Genomic DNA, 23,599 nt, shown 5'->3' on the forward strand with positions numbered 1-23,599 from the left:
CTCGTCGTTGCCTGGGCGGCGGGTGCCGCGGTCAGTGGGAAGGGCCGGGCACGGTGCCGACGGCGAGCACGTTGCCTTCGCTGATGTAGCCGTCGGGGTCGTCCAGCGGGTGGGCGGGAGCGGCCGGGTCGGCGAACCGCCGCCACTCGCCGTCCAGGCCCAGGGCCAGGGCCTGCCCGGCCAGTTGGGCGCACGCGGCCTTGTAGAACTCCTGGGCGGCGGGGGCCAGTGGGGCGTGGTGCTCGATCAGGACGGTCCGCTGGCGCACCTCGGTGAGCCCGGCGCGCCTCAGGTGGCGGTGGAGCTCGCGGCTGCGCAGCAGCTGCCGGGCGTAGCCGGGCCGCGCGCCCGCGGCGCGGAAGAAGTCGGTGAACAGGTAGGGGTCGGCGGGCCGGGCGGTGATCAGGTGGGCGTCCAGGTCCTTGACCGCGACGGTGCCGCCGGGGCGGACCACCCGGATCAACTCCGCCAGTGCGCGGGCGAGTTCGTCGTCGTCCAGGTACTGCACGGTGTTGGCGCACCAGACGGCGTCGAAGCTGTCGTCCGGGTGGGGCAGGTCCAGCAGGTCCGCCGTGCGGACCTCGGTGGGGCAGGGCAGCCGCCAGGCGGCCGCGCGGTCGGCGGCGAGCGCGGCGTTCTCCTCGGCCAGGTCGACGGCCGTGATCCGGCCCTCGGCGCCGACCAGCGCGGCCAGGTGCGGCAGGAAGTCGCCGGGGCCGCAGCCCGCGTCCAGGACGTGCTGTCCGGGGCGCAGGCCGGCCCGGCCGAGCAGCTCCAGATAGGTCTCCTCGCAGGCGCGGAAGTGCGCGTCGACGATGGTGTGGTGGGTGAAGCCGAGGCCGGTCGAGGAGGTGTGGCCCCAGGCCTCGTGGTCCTCGGTCAGCATGCCCCGGCCCCGCTCCGGGCGTCCGCCGTGGCGTCGACCTCGGCCAGCAGGCCGCGGAGGGCGTCGGTGACCGCCTCGGGGGCTTCCAGGGGCTGGAGGTGGCCCGTGCGGGTGAGGGTGATCAGGCGCCCCTGCGGCAACGCGTCCGCGACGTACCGGGACTCCTCCGGGGCGACCAGGGCGTCCTGCGCGCCGGCGATCACCAGGGCGGGGATCCGGGCCGCGCGCAGCACGTCGGTGGAGTCGGGGCGGGCCGCGATCGCCCGCTGGGCCCAGGCCAGGGCGGCGGGGTCGGCGGCGCGGGCGTCGGCGAGGACCCGGGCGAGCAGCTCGGGGCGCTCGGCGCAGGTGGAGTCGGCGAGCAGCAGCGGGGTGACCCGCTCCACCAGCGCGGGCCGGTGGGCCGGGTCCTGGACCAGGTCCGCGAAGCGCAGCCGCTGGGCGGCGTCCTCGGGGTCGTCGGCGGTGGCGCGGGCGGAGAGCAGGGCGAGCCCGGCGACCCGGTCGGGGTGGCGGCGCAGGAACGCCATGGCCGCGTAGCCGCCCATGGACGATCCGACCAGGACGACCCGGTCCAGGCCGTGCCCGTCGAGCGTGCGGGCCAGGTCCTCGGCGACCACGTCGAGCGAGGGCGGGGCGTCGCCGAGCGGGGCCGATCCGAAACCGCGCTGGTCGACGGCCAGGACGGTTCGCCCCAGGGCGCGCAGGGCGCTCTCCTGGGCCGCCCACATCGAGGCGTGCAGGGAGAGCGCGTGCAGCAGGACGACGGGCGTACGGGCGCCGGGCGCGCGGGTGCCGGGCGCGTGGGAGCCGGACATACCGGTGGCGGTCACGGTCACCGGGAGGCCTCCGCCTCGGCCGTGGTGATGAACTCCCTTACGTGGTCGTGCTCCTCGGCCCCGCGGACCCACGCCAGGGTGACCGGGGCGGGCGGCAGGTCGTGGATCGGCACCACCTCGATGCCGGGCGGCGCGAGGTCGGCGAGCGAGACCAGCGAGATGTGCACGGCGTCGCCGGCGGCGACCGTGCGCATCATCTCCGGGACGGTGCGCACCCGGCGCACCCGGCGGATCGGGCGCCCGGCGGGGGTGCGCGGTGGTACGACGTCGTCCCAGACGTACGCGGGGAAGACGCCGGGCGGGGCGAAGGCGTCGTAGTCGGCGAGCTCCTCGATGGAGACCGACGCCCGCCCGGCCAGCGGGTGCCCGGAGCCGACGACCACCGCGCGGGCGTCCTCGGTGAGCACCCGGCTGGTGACCAGGTCGGGCTCGTTGATACCGAACTTCACGATCATCACGTCGAGTTCGCCCGCCCGGACGCCACGGAACGGGTCGGCGATGTCGTACTCGACCAGCTGCACGTCGGCCCGCTCGCGGTCGGCCAGCCGGACGATGCGGTCCACCACCTCGGTGGAGCCGTGGTAGCCGAACCGGACGGTCCGGGAGCGGGCGGCGGTCGGGATCTGCTCGGGCGTCGTGGTCTGCTCAGGCAACGCGTGCCTCCTCGGTCAGTCCGGCGGCTGCCTTGAGCCGTCCGGGAAGGTGCTTCTCGGTGGTCACGCGCACGGTCACCAGGCGCGCGGGGGCCCCGACGATCCGGGGCACCTGGTGCACCACCAGGTGGTCGCCGGGCGCGATGTGCCCGTCCAGGACGGCTTCCGCCAGCACGTGGTTGACGTGCACCAGGGCCTCCGAGATGGTGCACTCCGCGGTGGCGACGTACAGGTCGCGGCGGGCCCGCGGGCGGCCCGGCGGACGGGGCCCGGGGGGTATCTCGACCAGGGTGTCCGGCCGGTCCGGCAGCCTGGCGGGCGCGTCGAAGGTCTTGAGCAGCCGGCGCAGCGAGGCGGTCCGGGCGGCGGGCCCGGGCGCGGTCCACGCCGCGGAGCCGTCGGCGGCGGTGTGCGCGAAGCGGAACCGCTCGCGCAGCTGCTCCGGGTTGCCGGCGAGGAAGACGGTACGGGTGAAGGAGGTGCGCCAGTCCGCCGCCTGCCGGGGTTCGACGCCGAGGGCGAAGACACAGGTGTCGCGCACCCAGCGGGCCAGGTCGAAGCTCCTGAGCACCACCGCGACCGAACTGCCGGTGTCGCCCTCCGCGGTGATGTCGCTGCGGGCGGCGGTCAGGCCGTCGTACGAGCTCAGGTCGTGCCGGGCGGCGAGGTCGGGTCGGGCGGCGCGGATCCGCATCGCCTCCCGGGCGCGCAGGCAGTCCTGCGTCATGGGGGCGGCCGTCGCGCTCACAGGAACACCCCCCTCAGCAGGTCCTCGGCGGGCGCGGCGCCGCGCCTGCCGAGGAGGCGGGAGGTCAGCCGGTAGGGGTCGACGTACACGTGGTCCTTGCGGTGCCGCGCCAGCCGGTCGGACAGCGTCGGCCGGTCCGTCGCCGGGCCGGCCTCGTCCAGCAGGCGCGCGGCCCGCCGGACGTACTGCAGCAGCAGGTCGGAGCGGAACGACTGCTGCCATCCGGGGCCGAGCACGGCGATGAAGTACAGCCGCATGCCCAGGCGTACGGCGTCCTCGTGGTGCTCGGCGCGGGCGGCGTCGATCAGCGTCCCGGCGTGCAGCCCCTGCCAGCCGCCCTGCCGGGCGGAGCGGATCCGGCCCTCGATCGGCACCCGGCCGACCGACACCCGCCGCACGCGTGGGCCGAGCGCGCTCAGCACCCGCTCCAACTGCTGGTAGTCGGAGTCGAGTTCGTGGTCGTAGAGGAGCACCAGCTCGTCGAAGTCGGGGGCGAGCGGGATGAGTTCCCGCAGGGCGCAGGCCAGGTAGTTCGGTCGCCCGTCCGCGGTGACCAGCCGGCGCAGCGGCAGCCCGAAGCGGGTGAGGTCCAGGTAGACGGGGCCGCCGACCTCGCGCTGGTCCAGGCACATGCCGAGCGCGGTGAGCCGGTCGAGGACGGCCTCCAGGCCCAGGCCGGGCGGCTGGTGCCGCAGCAGGCCCGGGTCGTGCAGGCCGAGGGCCGCGTAGTGCCCGGACCACAGCTCCAGGACGCGGGTGCTCACCGGGTGCACCCAGCCGCGTTCGACCGCTTCGGCGTACGGGAGCAGGGCCTGCGCGGGGGCCCGCTCAGCCGCGCGGAAGGCGACGTACAGCTCGCCGATCCGCTCCTCGGTGAGGTCGCCGTAGTCGGTGGCGCCCCGGCTGCGGTCGAGGAACTCCCAGAAGCCCAGGGTCTGTTCGGTGGCGTGGTAGGTGGTGTGGCTGTAGCGGTAGGCGACGTCCGCGAGCGGGCGGGTGGCCCGGTACATCACGTCCGTCCACAGCAGCCCCTTGAGGTGGCTCGGCGTGAGCGGCTTGGACGGGGTGATGGTGACGGGCGCGAGGAGCACCCGGGGCCGGTCCACGGCGCCCGGCCGCGGGCGGGGGCCCGCCACGGAGAGGGTCGTCGTCATGCGCGAGTCCCTTCTGTCGCGGTGACCAGGCGGAGGAGCTCGTCCCGGCCGGGCGGCGGGGTCGGTGCGGGACCGGCGGGGGCCGCCTGCCGGACCCGGGCGAGGAACTTGTCGTCGGCGAACAGCTCCGCGGGCGTGCACAGGGTCATGAGCATCCGCGTGAGCCCCCGCCAGACCGTGCCGTCGGTACGGGCCGCAGCGGCAATCTCCGCGCCGGTGGGCAGCTCGCCGGGTGGCACCGGCGCGGCGGGGCGGCCGTCGACGGCGGCCTGCCAGCGGGCGCTGCGGAGCCGGTCGGCGCCCGCGGCCTGCTCGTACCAGGGCAGGAACAGTTCGTGGGTCATCCGGGCGACGGCCAGGCGCTGCGCGACGTCGATGTCGGGCCGCTCGGCCAGCAGGTCGGCGAGCCGGAAGGCGTGGTCGAGGGCGAGCGACATGCCTCGGCCGAAGAGCGGGTTGGTGATGCAGGCGGCGTCGCCGACCTGGAAGAGGCCCGGGACGGGGAACTGCTGCGGGCCGGCCGCCCCGCGGAGGGTGTTGGGCGGGCTGGAGATCACCCGCACCGGGGAGATCGGGGAGCTGACGCCGTCCGCCAGCCAGGGGGCGAGGCCCGGGGTGGCGCGGGCGGCCGCGGTGAACCCGGTGCGGGTGCGCAGGGCGGCCTGGAGGACGCGGTCGCCCGGCAGGGAGCCCAGGGCGATGGAGAAGGTGCCGTCGTCGCCGGGGTGCAGCACGCCCGCGTAGTGGTCGTAGACGTCCCCGACGCCGTGGCCGCGGTTGAGCGGCCCCGGCAGGGTGCGGCCCCGCAGCCGGTAGAAGCGGGTGTGGCCGACCAGTCCGGACGCGCTGGTGCGGTCGGCGGTCACCGGGATCCCGGCGGCGTGCAGCCAGCGGCGGGACAGCGCCCGGCGCCCGGTCGCGTCCACCACGATGTCGGCGGACACCCGCTCGCCCGCGCCGGTGACGACGGCCGCCACGCCCCGGTGCCCGCGGTGGAGTTCGAGGGCGACGACGGTGGTGTCGTGCCGGAGGGTGACCCCGGCCGTGTCGCCGACGGTCCGGTGCAGCAGCAGCTCCAGGGTGGAGCGGCGGCAGCCGAGCGCGACCAGCTCGGCGTCGCCGGGTTCCGGGGCGCTGTCGGCGGCGTCGGGGGGCAGCGCCCGGGTGAGGTCGAGGACGGGCGCGCCCGCGGCCCTGGCGGCGGCCAGCAGCCGCGGTGCGCGCTCGCGCAGCACGCGGACGCCGAGCGAGGTGAGGGTGTGCGACTGGAGGCCCTGGGGCGCGGTCGGGCGCCGCCACCCCGAGCCGGGATCCGCGCCGGACCACTGCGGCGGACTCGGGGCGCGCTCCAGGACCAGCACGCGGTACCCGATGCCGGACAGGGCGAGCGCGCTCGCCAGCCCGGCGACGCTTCCGCCGGCGATCACTGCGGTCGGCATGTCAGCGCCGCCGCCCGTGGACGAAGAAGACCCGGCGCACGTCGCGCTCGCTGCGCGGGGGCACCGGATCGGGCCAACGCCCGTAGTCGGCGCCATCCTCGCCGGGCTGGGTCGCCCGGACGTCGAACCCGTGCCGGTCGAAGAGCTCCTCCGGCTCGTCCGTGCCGAACAGCCAGGGGCAGCCCCAGCCGCTGAACACGTCCAGCAGGCCGCGCATGTGGGGCAGGGTCAGGGCGGCCGCGTTGACGATGTCGGCGGCGATCCGGCTGCCGGGGGCCGAGATCGCGGCCACCCGCTCCAGGACGCGGTGGGCGTCGGGCGCGGGGACGTAGTAGAGGAGGCCTTCGAGCAGCCAGGTGGAGGGGACGGCGGGGTCGTACCCGGCGGCCTCCAGGCGGGCCTCCCAGTCCGGCTCGGTGAGGTCGACGGCGACCTTCCGGTGGTCGGTGCGCGGCTCGGTCGCCCCGAGCCGCTCGGCCTTGTACGCGAGCACGGCCGGCCGGTCCACCTCGAACCAGCGCACCCGGTCGGGCCAGTCCAGGCGGTAGGCGCGGGAGTCCATCCCGGCCGGGGCCAGCACGATCTGGGTGGTGTCCGGGTCCTCGGCCGCCGCCCGGAGGTAGTCGTCGAAGAACCGGGTGCGGATCGCGTTGTAGTCGGGGGTGCTCGGGATGGTGCGCTCGCGGCCCGGCGGGAAGGTCGCGCGGATCACCTCGGCGAGCAGTTCGGGGCCGATGTCCCCGGCGAGGGCGGCGGCGTGCGGGTCCTGGTACAGCCGGTCCGGGCGCTCGCTCTCGGCGGCGCGCAGGGCGGCGGTGAGGAGCGCGGTGCGCTCGACGGCGTCCAGTGAAACGGTCATGTCGGTCCTCCGGTTGGTGGGTGCGCAGGCCCGCGGCGGCTCTTCGCCGGCTCAGCGGGCTGCTGTGCCGTGCCCTTCGGGGCCCTGCCCGGTCAGCCGGGCCCACTCCTGGGGGTCCTGTCTGAACAGCCGGTCCTTGACCTGGGTGGGCCGGATGCCGCTCTCGACCCGGGCCTGCCAGTCGCGCAGGAACGCGTCGGGGTCGAGGGGCAGCAGGGCCGGTGCGCAGAGCCCGCCCCGGCCGCGCGCCGTGCGGTAGTCGGCCGACTGGTGCTGGAGGGCCCGGTCGAGGAGGGCGGCGAAGCGCTCGGACTCCTCCCGGCTCCACGGGGTGCGCGGGGCGACGGCGAACTCGTAGCCCGGGGAGCGCCGCGGCGCCCCGGCGACCCGGCAGGCGACGTTGCGCAGTTCGAGGCCGGTGGCGTCCAGCGCGCCGTGCAGCGCCCTGATCACCTGGGCGTCGCGCAGCCGCTCGCCGGCCTGGTCGGAGCGGTTCGCCCGGCCGGCGTACTCCAGGCGCGGCACGCCGTCCTGGTGGTCGACGACGCGGACGACGTCGCCCACCGCGTAGCGGTAGAGACCGCCGACGTGGCTGAACACCACGTGGTAGTCGCGGTCCGGCTCCAGTTCGTGCGGGCGGAGGGTGGCGGTGTCGGGGCCGAGGTCCCGGTCGGCGTCGGCGAACTCGTACACCGCGGCGTTCGCCACCAGGCTGCCGGCCCGGCCGTGCCGGTCCAGGGCGACGCCCACCGGGCCCTCGGAGGCGGCCACCGGGGCGGGCAGGGCCACCACGCCGGGGCCGTACTCCTCGCGCAGCCGCGGCAGGTACAGCGAGGCCACCCCGGTGGTCCAGCAGAACAGCGCGCGCATCCGGGGCCAGACGTGGCAGGGGCGCACGGTGCCGTGCCGGTCGGCGAGGCGCTCCAGCTCGGCGGCGCGGGCGGGGTCAGGGGCGCGGTGCGGCAGTCCGCCGAGGGTGCCGTCGCGGACCTCCCGGACGATCCGGGGCCACCACAGGTTCAGCTGGTACGGCAGCGCGGCGACCATCGCCGGGTTGATCCCGATGACGCAGCGGACGTCACTCTCCACCGCCAGGCGCAGCCGCAGGTACATCTTCTCCGCGTGCCGGTCCGCCGCGACGGGCACCGGGAGGGTCGCCCAGGGGGCGCCGGTGCCGGGCTCCGCGGACAGCGGCTCCCCGAAGGCGGCGCCGAAGTCGACCTGGCTGGCGCCGACGTGGGGGCGCCCGGAGGCCGTGGTGGGCGGGGCCGCGATGGGGTCGTGCTTGAGGTTCAGCACCGCCCCGGGGGACTCCAGGACCTCCGGGAAGTGCTCGATGAGCGGCGCCCACGCGGCGTAGTAGAAGGGGAAGAAGGTGGTGCGCATGAAGCGGGGGGTGACCGGGATCTTCTTGTGGGCGCCGGTGCTGCCGCTGCTGGTGAAGAACACGGCGGGGTGGTCGGCGGTCAGGACGTTCCGCTCGCCGGCCGCGGCCCGTTCGATCCACGGTTCGAGGTCGGCGTAGCTCTGCACCGGGACGGCGCTGCGGTAGTCGTCCAGGGTGCGGATGCGGGCGAAGCCGTGCCGTCTCCCGTACTCCGTGCCCGCGTTGAACTCCAGCAGGTCGGTCAGCACCTGCTGCTGCCGGGCGGCCGGGTCGCCGAACGCGGCCCGCAGGGCCTGCCGTTCGGCGAAGACCCGCTCGCGGTAGCGCCGCAGCCGGACGGGGTCGGACCAGGCCTCAGCAGAACTCATGGCTGACCACCTCCCGGATCGCGGCCGCGGTGAGCTCCGGGTGGTCCAGTTCCTCGATGACGGTGACCGGCAGGCCCTGGATCTCGTCCCGCATGACCTTGGCGAGGTCGCTCTGGTACCGCCGGAAGCCGGCCCAGTCCGGCCGCGGGCCGTAGTGCTCCAGGACGTTGAGGTCGGCCCCCTCCCGGCTGCGCTGCCAGGTCGTCTCGGGCGGCACGTCGAGGTAGACCACCCGGCTCGGCCGGGGGAAGGTGCGCCACCAGTCGAGCAGGGGGCTCTCCCCCGCCCCGGCGAGGCGGCACTTCGCCAGCAGCTTGTAGTAGTAGGAGTCGACGAGGACGGGGGTGCCGGCGTCGGCGCGCAGCAGTTGGTCGCGCAGGTGGACGACGGCGGTCTGCACGAGCGTGGCAAGGAAGTCCGGGGACCACACGCCCGGGTGCGGCGCCACGTCCTTGACGACGTTGCGGCGCAGCCGGGCGATGAGCTCGTGCTCGGGGGCGAGGCGGGTGTCGTCCACGGAGAGGAACCGCCACGGGGGCGCGGTCCGGGCGAGTCGGTCGAGTGCCGAGGACTTGCCCGAGTAGTCGGGGCCGAGGAGTACGCAGAAGGGCGGGTGCCCGCCGTCGAAGTCGATGGGAGTCCTCCTCGCTACAGGGCCGACAGGAAGGTGTCGACGGCCAGGGACGCCTGGACCGGGTTGAGCCGGGGGTCGCAGAGGCTGGTGTAGCGCGCCGTCAGGGCCGTCTCGTCCGGCACGTTCGCACCCACGCACTCGGTGACGTCCTCGGCGGCGGTCTCCAGGTGCAGGCCGCCGGGGCGGATCCCGACGCCGCGCAGGGCGGAGACGAAGCCCCGGATCTCGTCGGAGACGTCGTCCAGGCGCCGGGTCTTGAGCCCGTTCGAGGCCTTGTAGGTGTTGCCGTGCATCGGGTCGCAGAGCCAGACGACGGGGTGGCCGGCGTTCTTGACGGCCTGGGCGAGGGCCGGCAGGTGGGTACGCACGTCGTCCTTGCCGAACCGGGAGATCAGCGTCAGCCGGCCGGGCTCGCGCTCGGGGTCGAGGCGCCCGACCACGTCGAGCAGGTCCTGCGGCTTCGCCTTGCCGCTCACCTTGCAGGCCACCGGGTTCATCACGTCGGCCAGCAGGCGCACGTGCGCGCCCTCGCTGTGCCGGGTGCGCTCGCCGATCCACGGGAGGTGGGTGGAGCCCAGGAACCAGCCGCCCGCGGACTCGTCGAACCGGACCAGGGCCGTCTCGTAGTCCATCACCAGGGCTTCGTGGCTGATCCAGGTGCGCCGGCCGATCGCCGGGCTGCGGTCGTGCCGCCCCTCGATGGCGTCGGCCACCGTCTTCGCGGCCCGGTAGGCGCGCAGCATCCGCTCGGGGTCGTGTCTGCGGGCCGCCGCGTCCGGGGCCTCGGAGTTGACGATGTGGCCGCGGAAGGCCGGCAGCGGGCGGCCGTCCACGTCCTCGGTGGGCGCGGACCGGGGCTTGGCGAACTGGCCCGCGATCCGGCCGATCCGGACGACCGGGAGCCCGGTGGAGACCGCGACGGTGTCGGCGAGGCGCACGAGGGCGCGCTCCTTGCGGACCGCGTGCTCGGCCGTGCACTCCGCGAAGTCCTCCGCGCAGTCGCCGGCCTGGAGCACGTGGGCGTCGCCGGCCGCGACGTCGGCGAGTTCGCGGCGCAGCTGGAGCAGGTCGGGCAGCCGGGTGAGGACGGGCCGGCCGGAGAGGTCGGCGCAGACCTCGTCGCGCCGGGCCGGATCGGCCCAGGAGGGCTGCTGGGCCGCCCGGTAGAAGCGCCAGCCGGTCTGGTCTCCGGCGTGCGAGTGCGGAGTGCGGGCCGCCTGTTCGGCGGTCGCGAGAGCCTGGGGCATGACAGTTCCTTCGCTGGGGTGAAGGGCGATCAGGCGGTGACGGTGCCTGGCGGTGACGGTGCCTAGTCGCTCGTGAGCTGGACCATGTGCGGGTTGAACTGCTCGTGCACATAGGCCCGTCCGCCAGCGGCGTAGTGGATGACGTACTCCTTGAAGGCGGAGTCCACCCACTGCTCGGTGAGGCTGTCCCGCCAGCGCATGAGTCCGGTGGACAGCTGCTCGCGGTGCTGGTGCACCTGCTGGTCGCGGAGCTGGAGGCCGATCGGGGTGAGCGCGTCGGGCACGCCCATCCGGCGGCGGGCGGCCCCGTCGAAGACCACCCGGTTGATGCTGACCACCTCCTGCTCGGGGGTCACCAGGCAGGAGCGGCGCTCCAGGACGACGGCGGTGTCGGCGAGTCCGAGCGCGGAGCGGATGCCGTCCGGGAGGCGGCCGGCCGGGGTGTCGCCCTGGGCGTCGACCCGGATCGACAGGTCGTGGCCGGTGAGGGCTTGCAGCAGCAGGGTGGTGGAGCCGTCGCAGGCCAGCAGCATCCGGGTGCTGGCGCTCAGTTCGGCGGTCGGCTGGAGGGGGCTCATCATCGGTCTCCTGGGCTGTCCTTGGTTGGTGTGCCGGAGGGGGGGAGCGTCCTGCGGTCGCGCCGTTGCGAGGGAAGGAGAGAAGGGGTGGCCGCGCCGGGGGGCGTGGCGCGACCACCCCGGTTCAGGGGGGCGGCGCGGGCGTCAGTGCGTCCGCACCGGTTCGGCCGGCCGGCCGTCGGGCTCGGCGCTGCCGACCCCGCCCGCGGCGGCGCTCGGCAGCGGCGGGCGGCTGCGCGCGAAGCGCTTCATCAGCGGCTGCTCCACGCCGATGTACAGCAGCCAGGAGAAGAAGAGGCTGATCAGCACTTCCAGGGCGAGGATCCCGGCCCCGACCGGCGCGCTGTGCGTGGCGCTGAGGCCGAAGCGGTCGACGAAGACGTGCACGGTGATGTCGTGGACCAGGTAGAAGGCGAACGAGACCTCACCGAGCCAGACGAAGACCCGCTTGCGCAGGAACGAGGGCCGGCCCGCGATGTCGGTGCTGGCCATCGCGGCGATCAGCAGGGCGACCGGGATCAGCGTCACGGCGCTCATCGCGTACAGCCACGGCACCCACTTCAACTCGACCACGTAGGCGACGGCGACCAGCGCCAGCGCCGGCACCACCGGGAACTTGATCCAGCGGCCGGTCATGACGATCCGGGCCATCAGGATGCCCACCGCGAACTCCAGGATCCGGAACGGCGGCAGCTGCCAGACGAACCAGTACTGCCACACGGAGGCCTGGAACTTCAACGGCATGGCGGGAGAGTCGGGCAGGGTCGCGTAGGCGATGGCGGGGACGGCGACCACGGCGGCGGCCAGGATGCCCACCCAGAGCCACAGCCGCTCCGGCCGGATCCGCTGGATCGCCCGGTGCAGCAGCGGGAAGCACAGGTAGAAGACGGCCTCGACGGAGAGCGACCAGGCGGGCGGGTTGATGCTCTGGAAGACCTTGGCGTCCGGGATCCAGGTGTGCAGCAGGAAGAGGTTGGAGATCCCCGCCGTCCAGGTGGCCTTCATGTAGGCGAACAGCGCCAGCGCGACGAAGAAGGTCACCACGTGGTTCGGGTAGATCTTGACGAACCGGCGCCGCCAGAACTGCCGGGGCTTGTCCCCCGGGCGGGCCGACCAGGTCAGCACGAAGCCGCTGAGGACGAAGAAGAACCCGACGCCCAGCCAGCCCGCCTTGCTGACGGCGTGCGTGACGGAGGTGGCGGTGCCGCCGGTGAACGGCGTGTAGGGCGGCAGGGTCGAGTGGAAGAGGAAGACCATGAACGCGGCGAAGAACCGCATGCCGGTCAGTGAGGGCAGCCGTGAGAAGCGCGCGGACGCGGGCACGGGTGTCCCGGTCGGACTGGACATGGTGAAGACTCCCGACGGTGAGGTGGGGGACGGCGGCCAGGTCACCCGGCCGGTGTGACTACGCCCTTGGCGTCCAGCAGGAACTCGGTGTAGTTGCCGTCGTGCGGCATGCCCGGCACCAGCTCCCAGGGGAGGACCGCGCCGTCGGTGATCTTCCGGACGGACGGGTCGAGCAGCGCCTGTCCGGTGATCGCGGCGTTCTCGGTCAGCAGGTTGAGCACCAGCGAGGGCCGCAGCGGGGCGATGCCGTCGGCCGGGCTCCAGGGGGCGACCACCACGAACGGGAAGGCCAGTTCGGTGCCGACGGCCGGGTGGTCCGCGCGGTCGGCGGCGAGGACCACGGGGCGGGGCAGGAAGGAGCCGTCGCCGAGGTCGACGAGGAAGTCCTCACCGTACAACGGGGTGCTGTGGTCGGTGAGTTCGGTGGCCAGCTTGGCCATCTGCCGGCGCAGCCCGTCGGCGCGCTCGCGCCCGACGACCAGGAGCACGCTCTCCGGGTCGGCGGCGGGCAGCACCGGCAGCTCGGCCAGTCGCCCGGCCAGGGCGGCCGCGGTGTCGTGGACGTCGTTGCTGGTGAGGACGGCCGAGAGGTTGGTGCAGCGGGTGCCGCCGTCGAAGGCCGCGCTGGTGGCCAGGTGGTCCAGCAGGGCGTCGGTCAGCGGCACGTCGAGCAGGGCCCGGGAGCGCCCCGGGCCGCGGGTGGCGACCCGGGCGCGGTCGCTCCAGTCGCTCACCGCCTGCTCGTTGCCGTAGATGATGCCGCGGTCGGCGGCGTTCAGCAGGAACGAGCCGACGGCGTGCGGGCTCGGCAGCACGGCCAGCTTCTCCGGCGCCAGCCCGGCCGCCAGCAGGGCGGCGGCCAGTCGGCGCGGGGTGAACGGATCGCGGCTGCCGGGCCGGACGACCACGCTGTAGCCGTGGTGCAGCGGCTGCACCCAGGTGGCGTGCGGCAGCGGGTGGTTGCTGGCCATCACGGCGGTGAAGAGCCGGCCCGCCGGTGCCCGGTGGACGCGGTGGGTCGGTGTCAGCCGGGCGGCGGGCAGCTCCGCCGCGGTGGTGGCGGGCAGCTCCTCGATCTCGGCGGCCATGTCCGCCAGGCCGCGCCGCACGGTGGTGGAGGCGAGGCCGGTGCCGCGCACGGTGTGCCGCACGTAGTCGTCGGCGCTCTCGCCGTCCAGCTCGGCGGTGGCGAACAGCCGCGCGGCCGTACGGAACACCGCCGGGTCGGGGGGCAGGCCGTCGGCGTCGCGGCGCAGCCGGTTGACGGCGGCCTGGGCGGCGAGCCTGGGGGCGAGGCCGATGTCCGCGAGCGGTTCGCCGTGCACGTCGGTCAGGACGGTGCGGTCGGCGCTCGGCCGGCTCTTCCCGGCGACCAGGGGGTCGATGACGAGCACTCAGTACACCCCCTCGACGACGTCGGCGTCCTCGAAGGTCGCCACGCTGGTCACCTCCGCCAGGCCGTCGACGCCGCCCTCCGAGGCCGGCCGGACCCGCACGGCGGTGTCCCGTTCCAGCACGTTGGGCAGGAACATCTCCTCGCTGACCAGGTGCAGTCTGACCCGGCCGCGCTCGCCGTAGCCGACCTGCTCGCCGTCCTCGTCCACCAGGTCCAGGCGGGTGGTCTCGGCGAACGGCTCGAAGACGCAGGCGTGGACGTCCTCGGGCGTGCGGACCCGCTGCGGGGCCACGCCCATCAGGCTGTTCCCGTAGATCCCCACCAGGCGGGCGTCGGGGAAGAAGTCCTCCCGGACCACCCGCAGGCTCTCCGGGCTGAACGAGGTGCCGGCCCAGATGATCGCCCCGACCCGGGAGGCGACCAGTTCGTGCAGCTCCGGCCGGGCGCAGATGGCCTCGATCAGCGGCGGCGTGGTGCTCAGCACCCGCACCGGCTGGCTCAGCAGGACTTCGCGGGCCTGGTCGAGGAGGTGGTCGATGTAGTCGTCGGCCTCCTGCTGCCGGCCGGAGCCGAGCAGGCGCTTGACCCAGCGCGGGTCGAGGTCGACGGTGTAGCACAGGCCGCCGGCGGGCTCGGCGTAGCGGGAGGTGTCGAAGGCCACCACGTGCGGGCCGGTGGGCCCCAGGTGCAGCCAGTCGCCGGTCTCGGGCACGCCGTGCTCGGTCAGCCGCTGCCTGGTCCAGGCGCCCATCCGGGAGCGGTAGTTGCCGTCGACGATGCGCTTGGGGGCGCCGGTGGTGCCGCCGGACTCGTAGACCCGGAAGACCTGGCCCGGTGCGGCGCCCCTGGGTATCAGGTCGGCCGCCGGGACGGTGCGCAGTTCGCGGCTGACGTCGGGGAAGCGCAGCAGGTCGGCCGCGCCGGTGACGTCGGTGCGCGGGTCGAAGCCGAGGTCCGCGCGGCGGGCGAGCCAGAACGGCGAGCCGGTGGCGTCGTCGAAGTGCCAGGCCATCAGGGCGCGGACGTGGGCGTCGAAGTCGGCCGCCCCGAGGGGTGGGCGGTGCGGGTCGGACAGGTGGGCGGTGGTGCTGGTCACGCGTTCGTCCCTTCGGAGCGGTGCGGCATCAGATCGGCTGGTTGAGCGCGTCGTCCACCTGGTGGGCGACCGCTTCCAGGCCGTTGCGGATGAAGTCGAGCTGCCGGTCCAGGGACGCCTGGTCGGTGGTGTTCATCTCGGCCAGGAGGATGTTGCGGGAGGCGTCCTGGGCGATCTTGGCGCGGCCGAAGCGGCGGTCCTGGAACTCGGCCAGCAGCTTCCGGAGGTCGCCGTCGCGGCCGAGCGTCTCGCCGAGCACGGCGGCGTCCTCGATGGCCATGGCCGCGCCCTGGGTGCGGTGCGGCGCCATGGCGTGGGCGGCGTCGCCGAGGAGCAGCAGCCCGTCCTGGTACCAGGGCAGCGGAAGGAGCACCTCCTCGATCGGCGCGTAGACGATGTCGTCGTCGGGCTCGATGCGGTCGCGCAGTTCGCCGATCAGGCCGGTGTAGCCGGCCAGCCGCTGGGTGAGGTGGGCGTGGAAGTCCTCCCGCGCGTGGCGCGGGTTGCCCGGCTCGGGCGTCACGTGCAGCAGGTACATGACATCCGTGTTGAGCGGGAAGAGGCCCGCCTTGGTGCCCATGCCCTGGAAGTACATGTTCCGGGTGACGTCGGGGTGCCGTTCGAGGGCCACCCGCCACACCGAGTAGCCGGTGAACCGGGGCTCGATGCCGAGGGCCGCCTTGCGGAAGGAGGAGCGGATCCCGTCGAACGCGACCACCAGGTCGTAGTGCTCGGTGCTGCCGTCGGTGAGGAGGGTCTCGACCCCGCCGTCGGCGGTGGTGGTCATCTTCTCCACCGAGGTGCCGTAGCGGATCGTGGTGCCCACGTCGACGCAGGCCTTCTCCAGGATCCGGGCCAGGTCCTTGCGCTGGATCGCGCAGTTGGCGGGCACGCCGTCGACCCCGAGCTTCGAGCGCAGCGCGAGCAGCAGCCGGGAGGCGGAGTCGTGGAAGTCGACCCGGTCGAAGGTGAAGCCGTGGCCGAGGACCTCGTCCAGCAGGCCGAGCTGCCTCAGGGCCCGCAGCGCGTTGCCCGGGATGTTGATGCCGACGCCGGCGACGAGGTTCTCCGACTGGATCTCGACGACGGTGGTGTCGATGCCCTGCTGTCCGAGTGCGGCTCCGGCGGCGAGACCGCCGATGCCCCCTCCGATGATCAGGATGCGGCGTTTCACTGTGACTCCTCACGCATGAAGGGACGGATACGGCTCACTGGTGCTGTTGCTGGGGCAGGCCGGCCACCCAGCGCGCGTGGTCGCGGACGAGCTGGCGGTCGGGGGCGAGGAGGAGCAGCACGCGGTCCGAGCCGATGAACTCGTCGGCGAAGGGGCCGCCCAGGTACTTGGTGGACAGCTCGTCGATGTGCTCGCGGGCCTCGGCGCCGAGGACCTCCTCGACCACCCGGCCGCGGACCTCGGCGAAGTTCAGCGGGTCGTCCTGCTGCCAGATGGTGACGGTGGCCCGCGGGTCGCGGCGCAGGTTGCGCACCTTCTGTCGCCCCACCTCGCTGTTGAGGGCGAGGTACTCACCCCGGGTGGAGACCCAGACGATCTGGGTCTGCGGGGTGCCGTCCCGCATCAGGGTGGTCAGGGCGGCGAAGTTCGGTCCGTCCGCGAGGGCGCGGACCTCCGGGGCGAGGCGGGGACCCGTCTCGACTTCCATCTCCTGGTGAGCAGACATGCTGTGTCCTTCCTGCGGGAGGGGGTTCCTTCGTTCGGGACGCGCTTCCTTCGTCGGTGCTCGGCCGCCGGTGGTACGGCGGTGGACGGTGCCAAGGCGGTGGTACGGGGGCGCGGTTCAGCCCTGCAGCGCGGGGCTGGACTCCTCCGCGTCCGTCGTGGGCGCGGCCACCGGCCGCGGGCGCTTGCGGTCGCGGCGCAGCGCTCCCACGCTGACCACCAGGGCGAGGCCGGCCAGCAGCTCGAAGCCGGCCCCGGCCAGCGGGTTCCAGCGGAGCAGGTCGGCGTCGGCGAGCAGTCCGCCGACCGCAGCGGCGGTCATCTGGCCCACGTAGACGGCGCTGTTGTTCAGCGCCAGGAGCATGTCGCCGCGGTCCCCGCCGATGCCCAGGGCCCGGTGCAGCAGCAGCGGGAAGCTGGGCCAGTGCACCAGGCCCCACACGCCGACGGCGAGCGCCGCGGCCACCGGCCACTGGAGGGTCGGGGTGAGCACCACCAGCCAGAGGCCCAGTGCGGTGATGGTGATCGAGAGGCCGACGACCGAGCCGAAGCGGTCGGCCAGCCGGCCGCCGACGAAGACCCCGCCGAAGCTGCCGACGCCGAAGAGCAGCAGGACCCACGACTGCTGACCGGCGGACAGTCCGGTGACCTGCTCCAGGATGGAGCCGAGGTAGGTGTAGACGGTGAAGGTGCCCGCGGTCCACAGCGCCGTCACCAGCAGGTGCGTGGGGGCCTGCGGGATCCGGATCGCGGCCATCCGCTCCCGCACCGTGGCGCCGGGGCCGGTGGGCACGTCCGGCAGGAAGAACTGGATGCCGGCCACCGTCACCGCCGCGAGCACCGCGACCAGACCGAACGCCCAGCGCCAGGACGAGAGTTCGCCGATCCAGTTGCCGATCGGCACCCCGAAGGCGATGGCGCTGGTCATGCCCGCGTAGACGATGGCCAGCGCCCGGCCGCGCACCTCGGGCGGGCTGATCCGGGCGGCCACCGCGGAGGCGTTGGCCGAGTACAGGGCGGCGCCCGCGCCGGTGATCACCCGGCTGATCAGCAGCACGGTGAAGTTCGCCGAGACGGCCGACAGGAGGTTGCCGAGGCCGAAGACGAGCATGACCCCGATGAGCAGCGGCTTGCGCCGGAACCTGGCGGTGAGCCCGGCCAGGATCGGCGCTCCCACCGCGTAGGTGGCGGCGAACGCGGTGGACGTCTGGCCCGCGAGTGCCGTCGATAGGTGCAGGTCCCGTCCCACCGCCGGCAGCAGGCCGGCGACGATGAACAGGTCGGTACCGGTTGCGAACGTTCCCAGCGCGAGCAGCCAGACCCGAGGGTCCACCCGCCCCGCCGAACTCGCCGAGCTCATCGGGGTCCTCCTTCTCCGGAGACGGTCGGTCAGATGGCGGTGTCCAGCGCGAGCTCCCGCCAGGTGTCGAGCTCCTTGGCGACGGTCTCGAGCTTGCTCTCGACCCGGGCGACGCAGTCCGCGCCGAGCGGCAGGCGCACCGGGGGCGCGTCCGAGGCGGCCACGGTGACGATCGCGCGGGCGGCCTTGACCGGGTCGCCGGGCTGCTGGTGGTTGTTGTCCACCGCCCACTCGCGGGTCTTGCCGACGGTCTGCGCGTAGTCGTCGATCGGGGTGGTGCTGTGCAGCGAGGAGCCGTCCAGGAAGTCGGTGCGGAAGACCCCGGGCTCGATGATCGTGACGTGGATGCCGAGCGGGGCGAGGTCGGCCCGCAGGGCCTCGCTGAGGCCCTCGACGGCGAACTTGGTGCTGTTGTAGATCCCCCAGCCCGAGCCGGCCGTGAACCCGCCGACGGAGCTGATGTTGAGGATCCGGCCGGACCGCTCCCGGCGCATGTACGGCAGCACCGCCCGGGTGACGGCGAGCAGGCCGAACACGTTGATGTCGTAGACCGCGCGCGCCTCGGCGTCCGTGGCCTCCTCGACGGCGCCGAGCAGGCCGCGGCCGGCGTTGTTCACCAGGACGTCGATCCGGCCGAAGCGCTCGTACGCGGCCCGCGCGACCTCCTGGGCCTGCTGCTCGTCGGTCACGTCGAGCGGCAGGTACAGCACCTCGCCGCCGGCGTCGCCGAGCGCCGCGCGCACGACCTCCGTGTCGCGCGCCGTCGCGACGACCTGGTGACCGCTGGCCAGCGCCTCCCGGGCGATGTGCAGGCCGAGGCCACGGGAGCTGCCGGTGATCAGCCAAACGGACATGAACTTCCTCCAACTTTCGGTGTGTTGCGGCGGCCCAGGGGGCCGGGACCAGCGGGTGTGGTTCTCAGCTGCCGGTGTGCTGCGCGAGGAACGGGCCGAGCACCGCGGCGAACCCCTCGGGGTCCTCCGCCAGCGCGTTGTGGCCCGTGTCGATCTCCGCGTAGGCGGCACCGGGTATGCCCTCGCGCAGCAGCTGCTGCTGGTTCGCCCCGCAGACGCGGTCGTGCGCGCTGGCGAACACCAGCGCCGGCGCGGTGATGCGGCCGAGCAGCGGACGCAGGTCGACGGTGAGGCCGACCTCGAACTGCCGCGCGGTGCCGGGCTGGAAGTTGTCGGCGATCTGCCGGACGAGCTTCCCGTGCTCCGCCTCGTTCGTCGCCTCCCAGTAGCGGGGGCCGAGGGTGGCCAGCGGGAACATCTGCGGAACGAGCGCGGTGCCCAGCTCCGCGTCGGTGCGCAGCAGGTCGAGCGAGTAGCGGAAGTCGGCCGTCATCCGCTCGTCGGTGTAGGCCCACCCGGCGTGCGAGACGACCGAGCGCACCCGCTCGGGGTGCTCGGCCGCGAGGCGCAGCGCCACCACCCCGCCGAGGGAGTGGCCGGCGAGGTGGAAGGTGTCGAGGCCGGCGTGGTCGGCCACCGCCAGCACCTCCGCGACCAGGTCGCCCAGGGTCAGCGGCCCGCCGTGGTCGACCGTGTCACCGGAACCGGACAGGTCCGGGGTGACGACGGTGAACTTCCCTTTCAGCTCCTCGACTTGCTGGGCCCAAGCGGCGCCGCGGGTTCCGGTGCCGTGCACCAGGACCAGAGCCGGACCGCTGCCTTCGATGCTGTACGCCACGTCGGCGTCGCCGCCGCTGATCCGTATCCCCGCACTCGGCATGTCTGGTGCCTCCTCAGGATTGGTCGACTACCGGACAAGATGGGACCATGAGTCGAGGTTGGATGCAAGTATCACTTTTAACTGAGAGCCAAGTACGAGAGCGATCTGGGCCACACCCGGAGCCACCGCCCGACCGCCCGACGGCGGAGCGGCGCAGGTGAGGGGCACATTCGGTGGCCAGCGATGCAACTAGGCGGCGCGAGTTCAATCTTGACCTTGCATCAATGATTGAACGACTATCACTCCTGTAGCACCGATGCTTCGCTCGTACATGAAGGCAGGTACGCCCCATGGATCAGCCCGAGGTAGCGTCCGACCGCGCGATCGCCGTCATCGGCCTGGGATGCAGATTCCCCGGCGCCTCGAACCCCGACGAGTTCTGGGAGCACCTGATCGGCAATGCCGACAGCGTCACGGCGGTTCCCGGCGACCGGTACGACGCGACCGCCCACCACTCCCCCGACCCGGCCACCCCGGGCAAGTCCGTGTCGGCGAAGGGCGGGTTCATCGGCGACCCCTTCGCCTTCGACCCCGGCTTCTTCGGCATCTCGCCCGCCGAGGCCCGCACCATCGACCCCCAGCACCGCGTCCTGCTCCAGGTCGTCTGGGAGGCGCTGGAGGACGCCGGCCTCCGCCCCTCCACCCTGGCCGGCAGCCAGACCGGCGTCTTCGTCGGCCAGGCCACCGCCGAGTACGGCGACGAGCACCGGCCGCTGACCGACCAGGACATCTGGCGCACCGTCGGCAGCCAGCTGCGGTCGATGGCCTCCGGGCGCATCTCGTACGCGCTGGACCTGCGCGGCCCCAGCATCGTGCTGGACACCGCCTGCTCCTCCTCCCTGGTCGCGGTGCACATGGCCCGGCAGAGCCTGCTCACCGGGGAGAGCGACCTCGCCGTCGTCGGCGGCGTCAACATCGTCCTCTCCCCCCGGGACGCCATCGCCTACTCGCAGGCGGGCATGCTCTCGCCGGAGGGGCACTGCGCGTTCGGCGACGCCGACGCCGACGGGTTCGTGCGCAGTGACGGCGTCGGCGTGGTACTGCTCAAGCGCCTCGCGGACGCCCGCCGCGACGGCGACCCGGTCCTGGCGGTGCTGGCCGGCAGCGCCGTGAACAACGACGGGCGCAGCAGCGGACTGCTGGTCAAGCCCTCCGTCCCGGGCCAGGCCGAGATGGTCCGGGAGGCCTGCCGCAGCGCCGGGATATCCCCGGCCGACCTCGGCTACGTGGAGGCGCACGGCACCGGCACCGCCGTCGGCGACACGGTGGAACTGTCCGCGCTGGCGGCGGCGGCCGGCCAAGGCCGCGCCCCGGGCCGGCCGCTGCGGACCGGCTCGGTGAAGTCCAACATCGGCCACGCCGAGGCGGCCGCCGGCATGGCGGGGCTGATCAAGACCGTCCTGATCGCCCACCACGGCGTCATCCCCGCCTCGCTCCACCTGGACAGTCCGCACCCGCTGATCGCCGCCCCGGGCTCCCCGGTCCGCGTGGTCACCGAGAACGAGCCGCTCGGGGACGGCGAGTCCAGCTACCTCGGAGTCAGCTCCTTCGGCCTGTCGGGGACCAACGCCCATGTCGTGCTGAGCCCGTACCCCGCCGAGGCCGCCCCCGAGTCCACCGCATCGGGCACCGGCGCAGACACCGCGACGGACGCCACCACGGACGGGCGCCCCGAGCTGCTGGTGATCAGCGCCCGGTCGCAACGCTCCCTGGAACGGCTCGCGACCGCCTACGCCCGCCACCTGCGCCCCGGCGGCGCGGGCCACCGGGAGCCCCTGCGCGACATCTGCGCCGCGGCCGCGCTGCGCCGCGACCACCACCCGTACCGGATGTGGGCGATCGGCGACAGCCACGAGCAGCTCGCCGACCGGCTGGAGGCGCTGGCGGCCGGCCGGGAGATCGCCGACGGCGGACGCGGCGAGGCCGGCTTCGGCCCGCAGCGCCGGACGGTGTTCGTCCTTCCCGGCCAGGGCGCGCAGTGGGCGGGCATGGGGCGCCGGCTGCTGGCGGCCTTCCCCGCCTTCCGCGACCGGATGGCCGAGTGCGACACGGCGATCCGGGCCGAACTGGGCTGGTCCGTCGTCGACCTGCTGAACCGCGAGCAGGAGGAGTTCCCCACCGGGATCGACGTCGTCCAGCCGGCCCTGTGGGCGATGGAGGTCTCGCTGGCCGCCCTCTGGCAGGACCTCGGCGTCAGCCCCTCCGTGTGCGTCGGGCACAGCATGGGCGAGGCGGCCGCCGCCGTGATCACCGGCGCCCTGACGGTGCGCGACGCCGCCGCCGTCATCTGCCGCCGCAGCCGGCTGATGGCCCGACTCGGCGGCCGGGGGCGGATGCTGGCCACCGACCTGTCCCCGGACGAGGCCGAGCTGGTCGCCGCCCGGTACCCCGACGCGCTGTGCGTCGCGGTGGAGAACTCACCGCGCTCCACCGTCCTCGCCGGGGATCCGGAGAGCCTCGCCCGGCTCGCCGAGGGCCTGACGGAGCGCGGCCGGCTGGCCCGGTTCGTCAAGGTCGACGTGGCCTCCCACTCCCCCGACATGGACGCCCTGCGGCCCGAGCTGCTCGACGCCCTCACCGGCCTCGAACCGCGCGGGACGTCGCTGCCGCTGCACTCCACCGTGCGCGCCGAGCCCGTCCCCGGGACGGCCCTGGACGCCCGGTACTGGATGGACAACCTGCGGCGCCCGGTGCGGTTCGCCGGTGCCGTGGCACAGTTGGCGAAGCAGGAGGAGAGCGTCTTCCTGGAGATCAGCCCGCACCCGCTGCTGACCTCGGCCGTGGAGGAGACCCTGGAGGCGCTCGGCGCCCCGGCCTTCACCGTCGCCTCGCTGCGCCGCAGGGAGCACGAGGGCGCCGAACTCGCCCGCGCGGCCGGCCGCCTGCACGCCGCGGGCGCCGGGATCGACTTCACCCGGTGGTTCCGGGGCACGGCCCGCCCCGTGCCGCTGCCCCGCTACCCCTGGGACGACGAGCACCTGCGGGTACCGGCCGCCCCTCCGGCCGCCACCGGCTTCACCTTTGAGCGGCCGCTGGACATCGAGGCGTTGGGGGCGTCGTTCCGCGGCACGGCCGTCGTACCGCCGATGGTGTACGTCGACGCCGTACTGAGCGCGGCGCGCGCCGAACTCGGCGGGCAGCACCGCCTGGAGGACGTCACCCTGACCGGGGAACTGGTCGACCGCAGACAGGCTCTCGGCGCCTCCCTCCGGGTCAGGCTGCGCCCCGAGGGTGCCGACCACCTCGCGACCGTCCAGGTCGTCACCCCCGGCTCGGGCAGCGAGCCGGCGCTGACCTGCCTGACGGCCCGGGTCACCGCCACCCCGCCCCGGGGCGGCGCCTCACCCCGGAGCCTGGACGCGCTGCTGGCGCAGTGCGGCGAGTACCTGCCCGGGCCGGACTTCTACGACGAGGTCCGCGGGTACGGCTACGACGTCCCCGACGAACTCGCGGGCGTCCGACGGCTCTGGCGGCGGACCGGCCTCGCGGTGGCCCGGATGCACCTGCCGGCCCCCGGGCACCCCGCGGCCTGGGAGGTGCCGTTGCAGCCGCTGCTCGCCGTGCTGCCCCACGGCGGGCCGGACGGCGCGAGCCACAGCTACCTGGCCGTCGGCGTCGACGCCGTGACGGTGCACGGTGACGCGACGGACCTGGCGAAGCCGGTGTGGAGCTCGGCCGTGCTCCGGCCGGTGGCGGAGGGCACGGCGTCCGGTGACTCCGTCGTCCGCGCGGACGTCGTGCTCCACACGGACGACGGGGACCACGTGCTGGCGGAGCTGCACGGGGTCCAACTCCTGCGGCTGACCGGCCCGGTGGCAGCGGAGGCCGGGCCCGTGCCCGCGCCCGCCGCCGTATCCGCCGCCGCGCCCGTAGCGGTGCCCGAGGCCGTACCCGCACCCGCTCCCGCGCAGGCCGGCGACCGCGAGGCGGCCGTGCTGACGCACGCCGCGGCGCTGCTCGGCACGACCCCCGAACGCCTCGACCGCCGTAGGCCGTTGCGCGAGCTGGGCCTCGACTCCATCACGGCCGTCCGGCTACGGCAGCGCATCCGGACCGCGACGGGCATCGACCTGCCCGTGGGGCGCCTGCTCGGCCAGGAGACCATCGGCCGACTCCTGGAATCGACTGAGGTTTAAACGAATACTACGCATCAAAGTTAACTTCTGGTATAACTCCGCAGAGGAGGACCGGGCCCG

General features: G+C 74.2%; 21 protein-coding genes. 2 read left to right on the forward strand and 19 right to left on the reverse strand.

All coding sequences use genetic code 11. The features are described from left to right. Positions 1–31 precede the first annotated feature (31 nt). The 12 genes from AB0F71_RS23730 to AB0F71_RS23785 form a co-directional block, all read right to left on the reverse strand. Positions 32–886 (reverse strand): methyltransferase domain-containing protein, encoded by an 855-nt coding sequence (locus tag AB0F71_RS23730; protein WP_360237749.1) that lies wholly within the window; start codon positions 884–886, stop codon positions 32–34. Next, positions 880–1,725 carry an alpha/beta hydrolase gene (locus AB0F71_RS23735; RefSeq protein ID WP_360237751.1) on the reverse strand — a complete coding sequence of 282 codons (846 nt, stop codon included), beginning with the start codon at positions 1,723–1,725 and terminating at the stop codon, positions 880–882. The genes AB0F71_RS23730 and AB0F71_RS23735 overlap by 7 nt, the downstream gene beginning before the upstream one ends. Beyond that, complete coding sequence (locus tag AB0F71_RS23740; protein WP_360237754.1) at positions 1,722–2,378, reverse strand: LysR substrate-binding domain-containing protein; 657 nt, start codon at positions 2,376–2,378, stop codon at positions 1,722–1,724. Before AB0F71_RS23740 ends, AB0F71_RS23735 begins: the two co-directional genes overlap by 4 nt. Continuing rightward, positions 2,371–3,105, reverse strand: coding sequence for a DUF6182 family protein (locus tag AB0F71_RS23745; protein WP_360237756.1), 735 nt, complete (start codon positions 3,103–3,105; stop codon positions 2,371–2,373). The genes AB0F71_RS23740 and AB0F71_RS23745 overlap by 8 nt, the downstream gene beginning before the upstream one ends. A gap of 17 nt (positions 3,106–3,122) precedes the next feature. Continuing rightward, complete coding sequence (locus tag AB0F71_RS23750) at positions 3,123–4,280, reverse strand: hypothetical protein (protein ID WP_360237758.1); 1,158 nt, start codon at positions 4,278–4,280, stop codon at positions 3,123–3,125. After that, entirely contained in the window at positions 4,277–5,719 is a 1,443-nt protein-coding gene (locus AB0F71_RS23755; protein ID WP_360237760.1) for a hypothetical protein, read from the reverse strand. The genes AB0F71_RS23750 and AB0F71_RS23755 overlap by 4 nt, the downstream gene beginning before the upstream one ends. Position 5,720: 1 nt before the next feature. After that, the gene (locus tag AB0F71_RS23760) at positions 5,721–6,578 is read right to left on the reverse strand and encodes an SAM-dependent methyltransferase (RefSeq protein WP_360237762.1); all 858 of its coding nucleotides are present in this window, start codon (positions 6,576–6,578) and stop codon (positions 5,721–5,723) included. Between the two features lie 51 nt (positions 6,579–6,629). Beyond that, positions 6,630–8,333, reverse strand: coding sequence for a GH3 auxin-responsive promoter family protein (locus AB0F71_RS23765; protein ID WP_360237764.1), 1,704 nt, complete (start codon positions 8,331–8,333; stop codon positions 6,630–6,632). Further along, positions 8,320–8,850: a hypothetical protein gene (locus AB0F71_RS23770; RefSeq protein WP_360237766.1), complete on the reverse strand. Its 531-nt coding sequence runs from the start codon at positions 8,848–8,850 to the stop codon at positions 8,320–8,322. Before AB0F71_RS23770 ends, AB0F71_RS23765 begins: the two co-directional genes overlap by 14 nt. Before the next feature lie 131 nt (positions 8,851–8,981). Then, positions 8,982–10,214 carry a 3-deoxy-7-phosphoheptulonate synthase gene (locus AB0F71_RS23775; protein WP_360237768.1) on the reverse strand — a complete coding sequence of 411 codons (1,233 nt, stop codon included), beginning with the start codon at positions 10,212–10,214 and terminating at the stop codon, positions 8,982–8,984. A gap of 62 nt (positions 10,215–10,276) precedes the next feature. Then, positions 10,277–10,795 carry a hypothetical protein gene (locus tag AB0F71_RS23780; RefSeq protein ID WP_360237770.1) on the reverse strand — a complete coding sequence of 173 codons (519 nt, stop codon included), beginning with the start codon at positions 10,793–10,795 and terminating at the stop codon, positions 10,277–10,279. Positions 10,796–10,936: 141 nt separating this feature from the next. Beyond that, positions 10,937–12,070 carry an acyltransferase gene (locus AB0F71_RS23785; RefSeq protein ID WP_360237772.1) on the reverse strand — a complete coding sequence of 378 codons (1,134 nt, stop codon included), beginning with the start codon at positions 12,068–12,070 and terminating at the stop codon, positions 10,937–10,939. On the opposite strand from AB0F71_RS23785, the gene AB0F71_RS23790 reads away from it, so the two are divergent. Continuing rightward, complete coding sequence (locus AB0F71_RS23790; RefSeq protein WP_360237774.1) at positions 12,069–12,197, forward strand: hypothetical protein; 129 nt, start codon at positions 12,069–12,071, stop codon at positions 12,195–12,197. The genes AB0F71_RS23785 and AB0F71_RS23790 overlap by 2 nt on opposite strands. Here the strand turns inward: AB0F71_RS23790 and AB0F71_RS23795 are convergent. From AB0F71_RS23795 to AB0F71_RS23825, 7 genes are all read right to left on the reverse strand, one after another. After that, complete coding sequence (locus tag AB0F71_RS23795) at positions 12,181–13,533, reverse strand: aldehyde dehydrogenase family protein (RefSeq protein WP_360237776.1); 1,353 nt, start codon at positions 13,531–13,533, stop codon at positions 12,181–12,183. The genes AB0F71_RS23790 and AB0F71_RS23795 overlap by 17 nt on opposite strands. Continuing rightward, complete coding sequence (locus AB0F71_RS23800) at positions 13,534–14,631, reverse strand: phenazine biosynthesis protein (protein ID WP_360237778.1); 1,098 nt, start codon at positions 14,629–14,631, stop codon at positions 13,534–13,536. It lies immediately after the preceding gene. 28 nt (positions 14,632–14,659) lie between these two features. Then, on the reverse strand, positions 14,660–15,805 hold the full coding sequence (locus tag AB0F71_RS23805) for an FAD-dependent monooxygenase (RefSeq protein ID WP_360237780.1): 1,146 nt from the start codon (positions 15,803–15,805) through the stop codon (positions 14,660–14,662). A 34-nt stretch (positions 15,806–15,839) separates the two neighbouring features. Then, positions 15,840–16,310, reverse strand: coding sequence for a PPOX class F420-dependent oxidoreductase (locus AB0F71_RS23810; protein ID WP_360237782.1), 471 nt, complete (start codon positions 16,308–16,310; stop codon positions 15,840–15,842). Between the two features lie 117 nt (positions 16,311–16,427). After that, a complete protein-coding gene (locus AB0F71_RS23815; RefSeq protein ID WP_360237784.1) occupies positions 16,428–17,669 on the reverse strand; it encodes an MFS transporter in 1,242 nt (413 codons plus the stop codon). Positions 17,670–17,698: 29 nt separating this feature from the next. Next, positions 17,699–18,523, reverse strand: coding sequence for an oxidoreductase (locus tag AB0F71_RS23820; protein ID WP_360237786.1), 825 nt, complete (start codon positions 18,521–18,523; stop codon positions 17,699–17,701). A 64-nt stretch (positions 18,524–18,587) separates the two neighbouring features. After that, positions 18,588–19,403 carry an alpha/beta hydrolase gene (locus AB0F71_RS23825; protein ID WP_360237788.1) on the reverse strand — a complete coding sequence of 272 codons (816 nt, stop codon included), beginning with the start codon at positions 19,401–19,403 and terminating at the stop codon, positions 18,588–18,590. Positions 19,404–19,693: 290 nt separating this feature from the next. Here AB0F71_RS23825 and AB0F71_RS23830 point away from each other — a divergent pair, with 290 nt between their 5' ends. After that, a complete protein-coding gene (locus tag AB0F71_RS23830; protein WP_360237790.1) occupies positions 19,694–23,539 on the forward strand; it encodes a beta-ketoacyl synthase N-terminal-like domain-containing protein in 3,846 nt (1,281 codons plus the stop codon). Positions 23,540–23,599 lie beyond the last annotated feature (60 nt).

Origin of the sequence: Kitasatospora sp. NPDC028055 (assembly GCF_040637885.1) — a bacterium.
In the GTDB taxonomy this organism is placed as follows: domain Bacteria; phylum Actinomycetota; class Actinomycetes; order Streptomycetales; family Streptomycetaceae; genus Kitasatospora.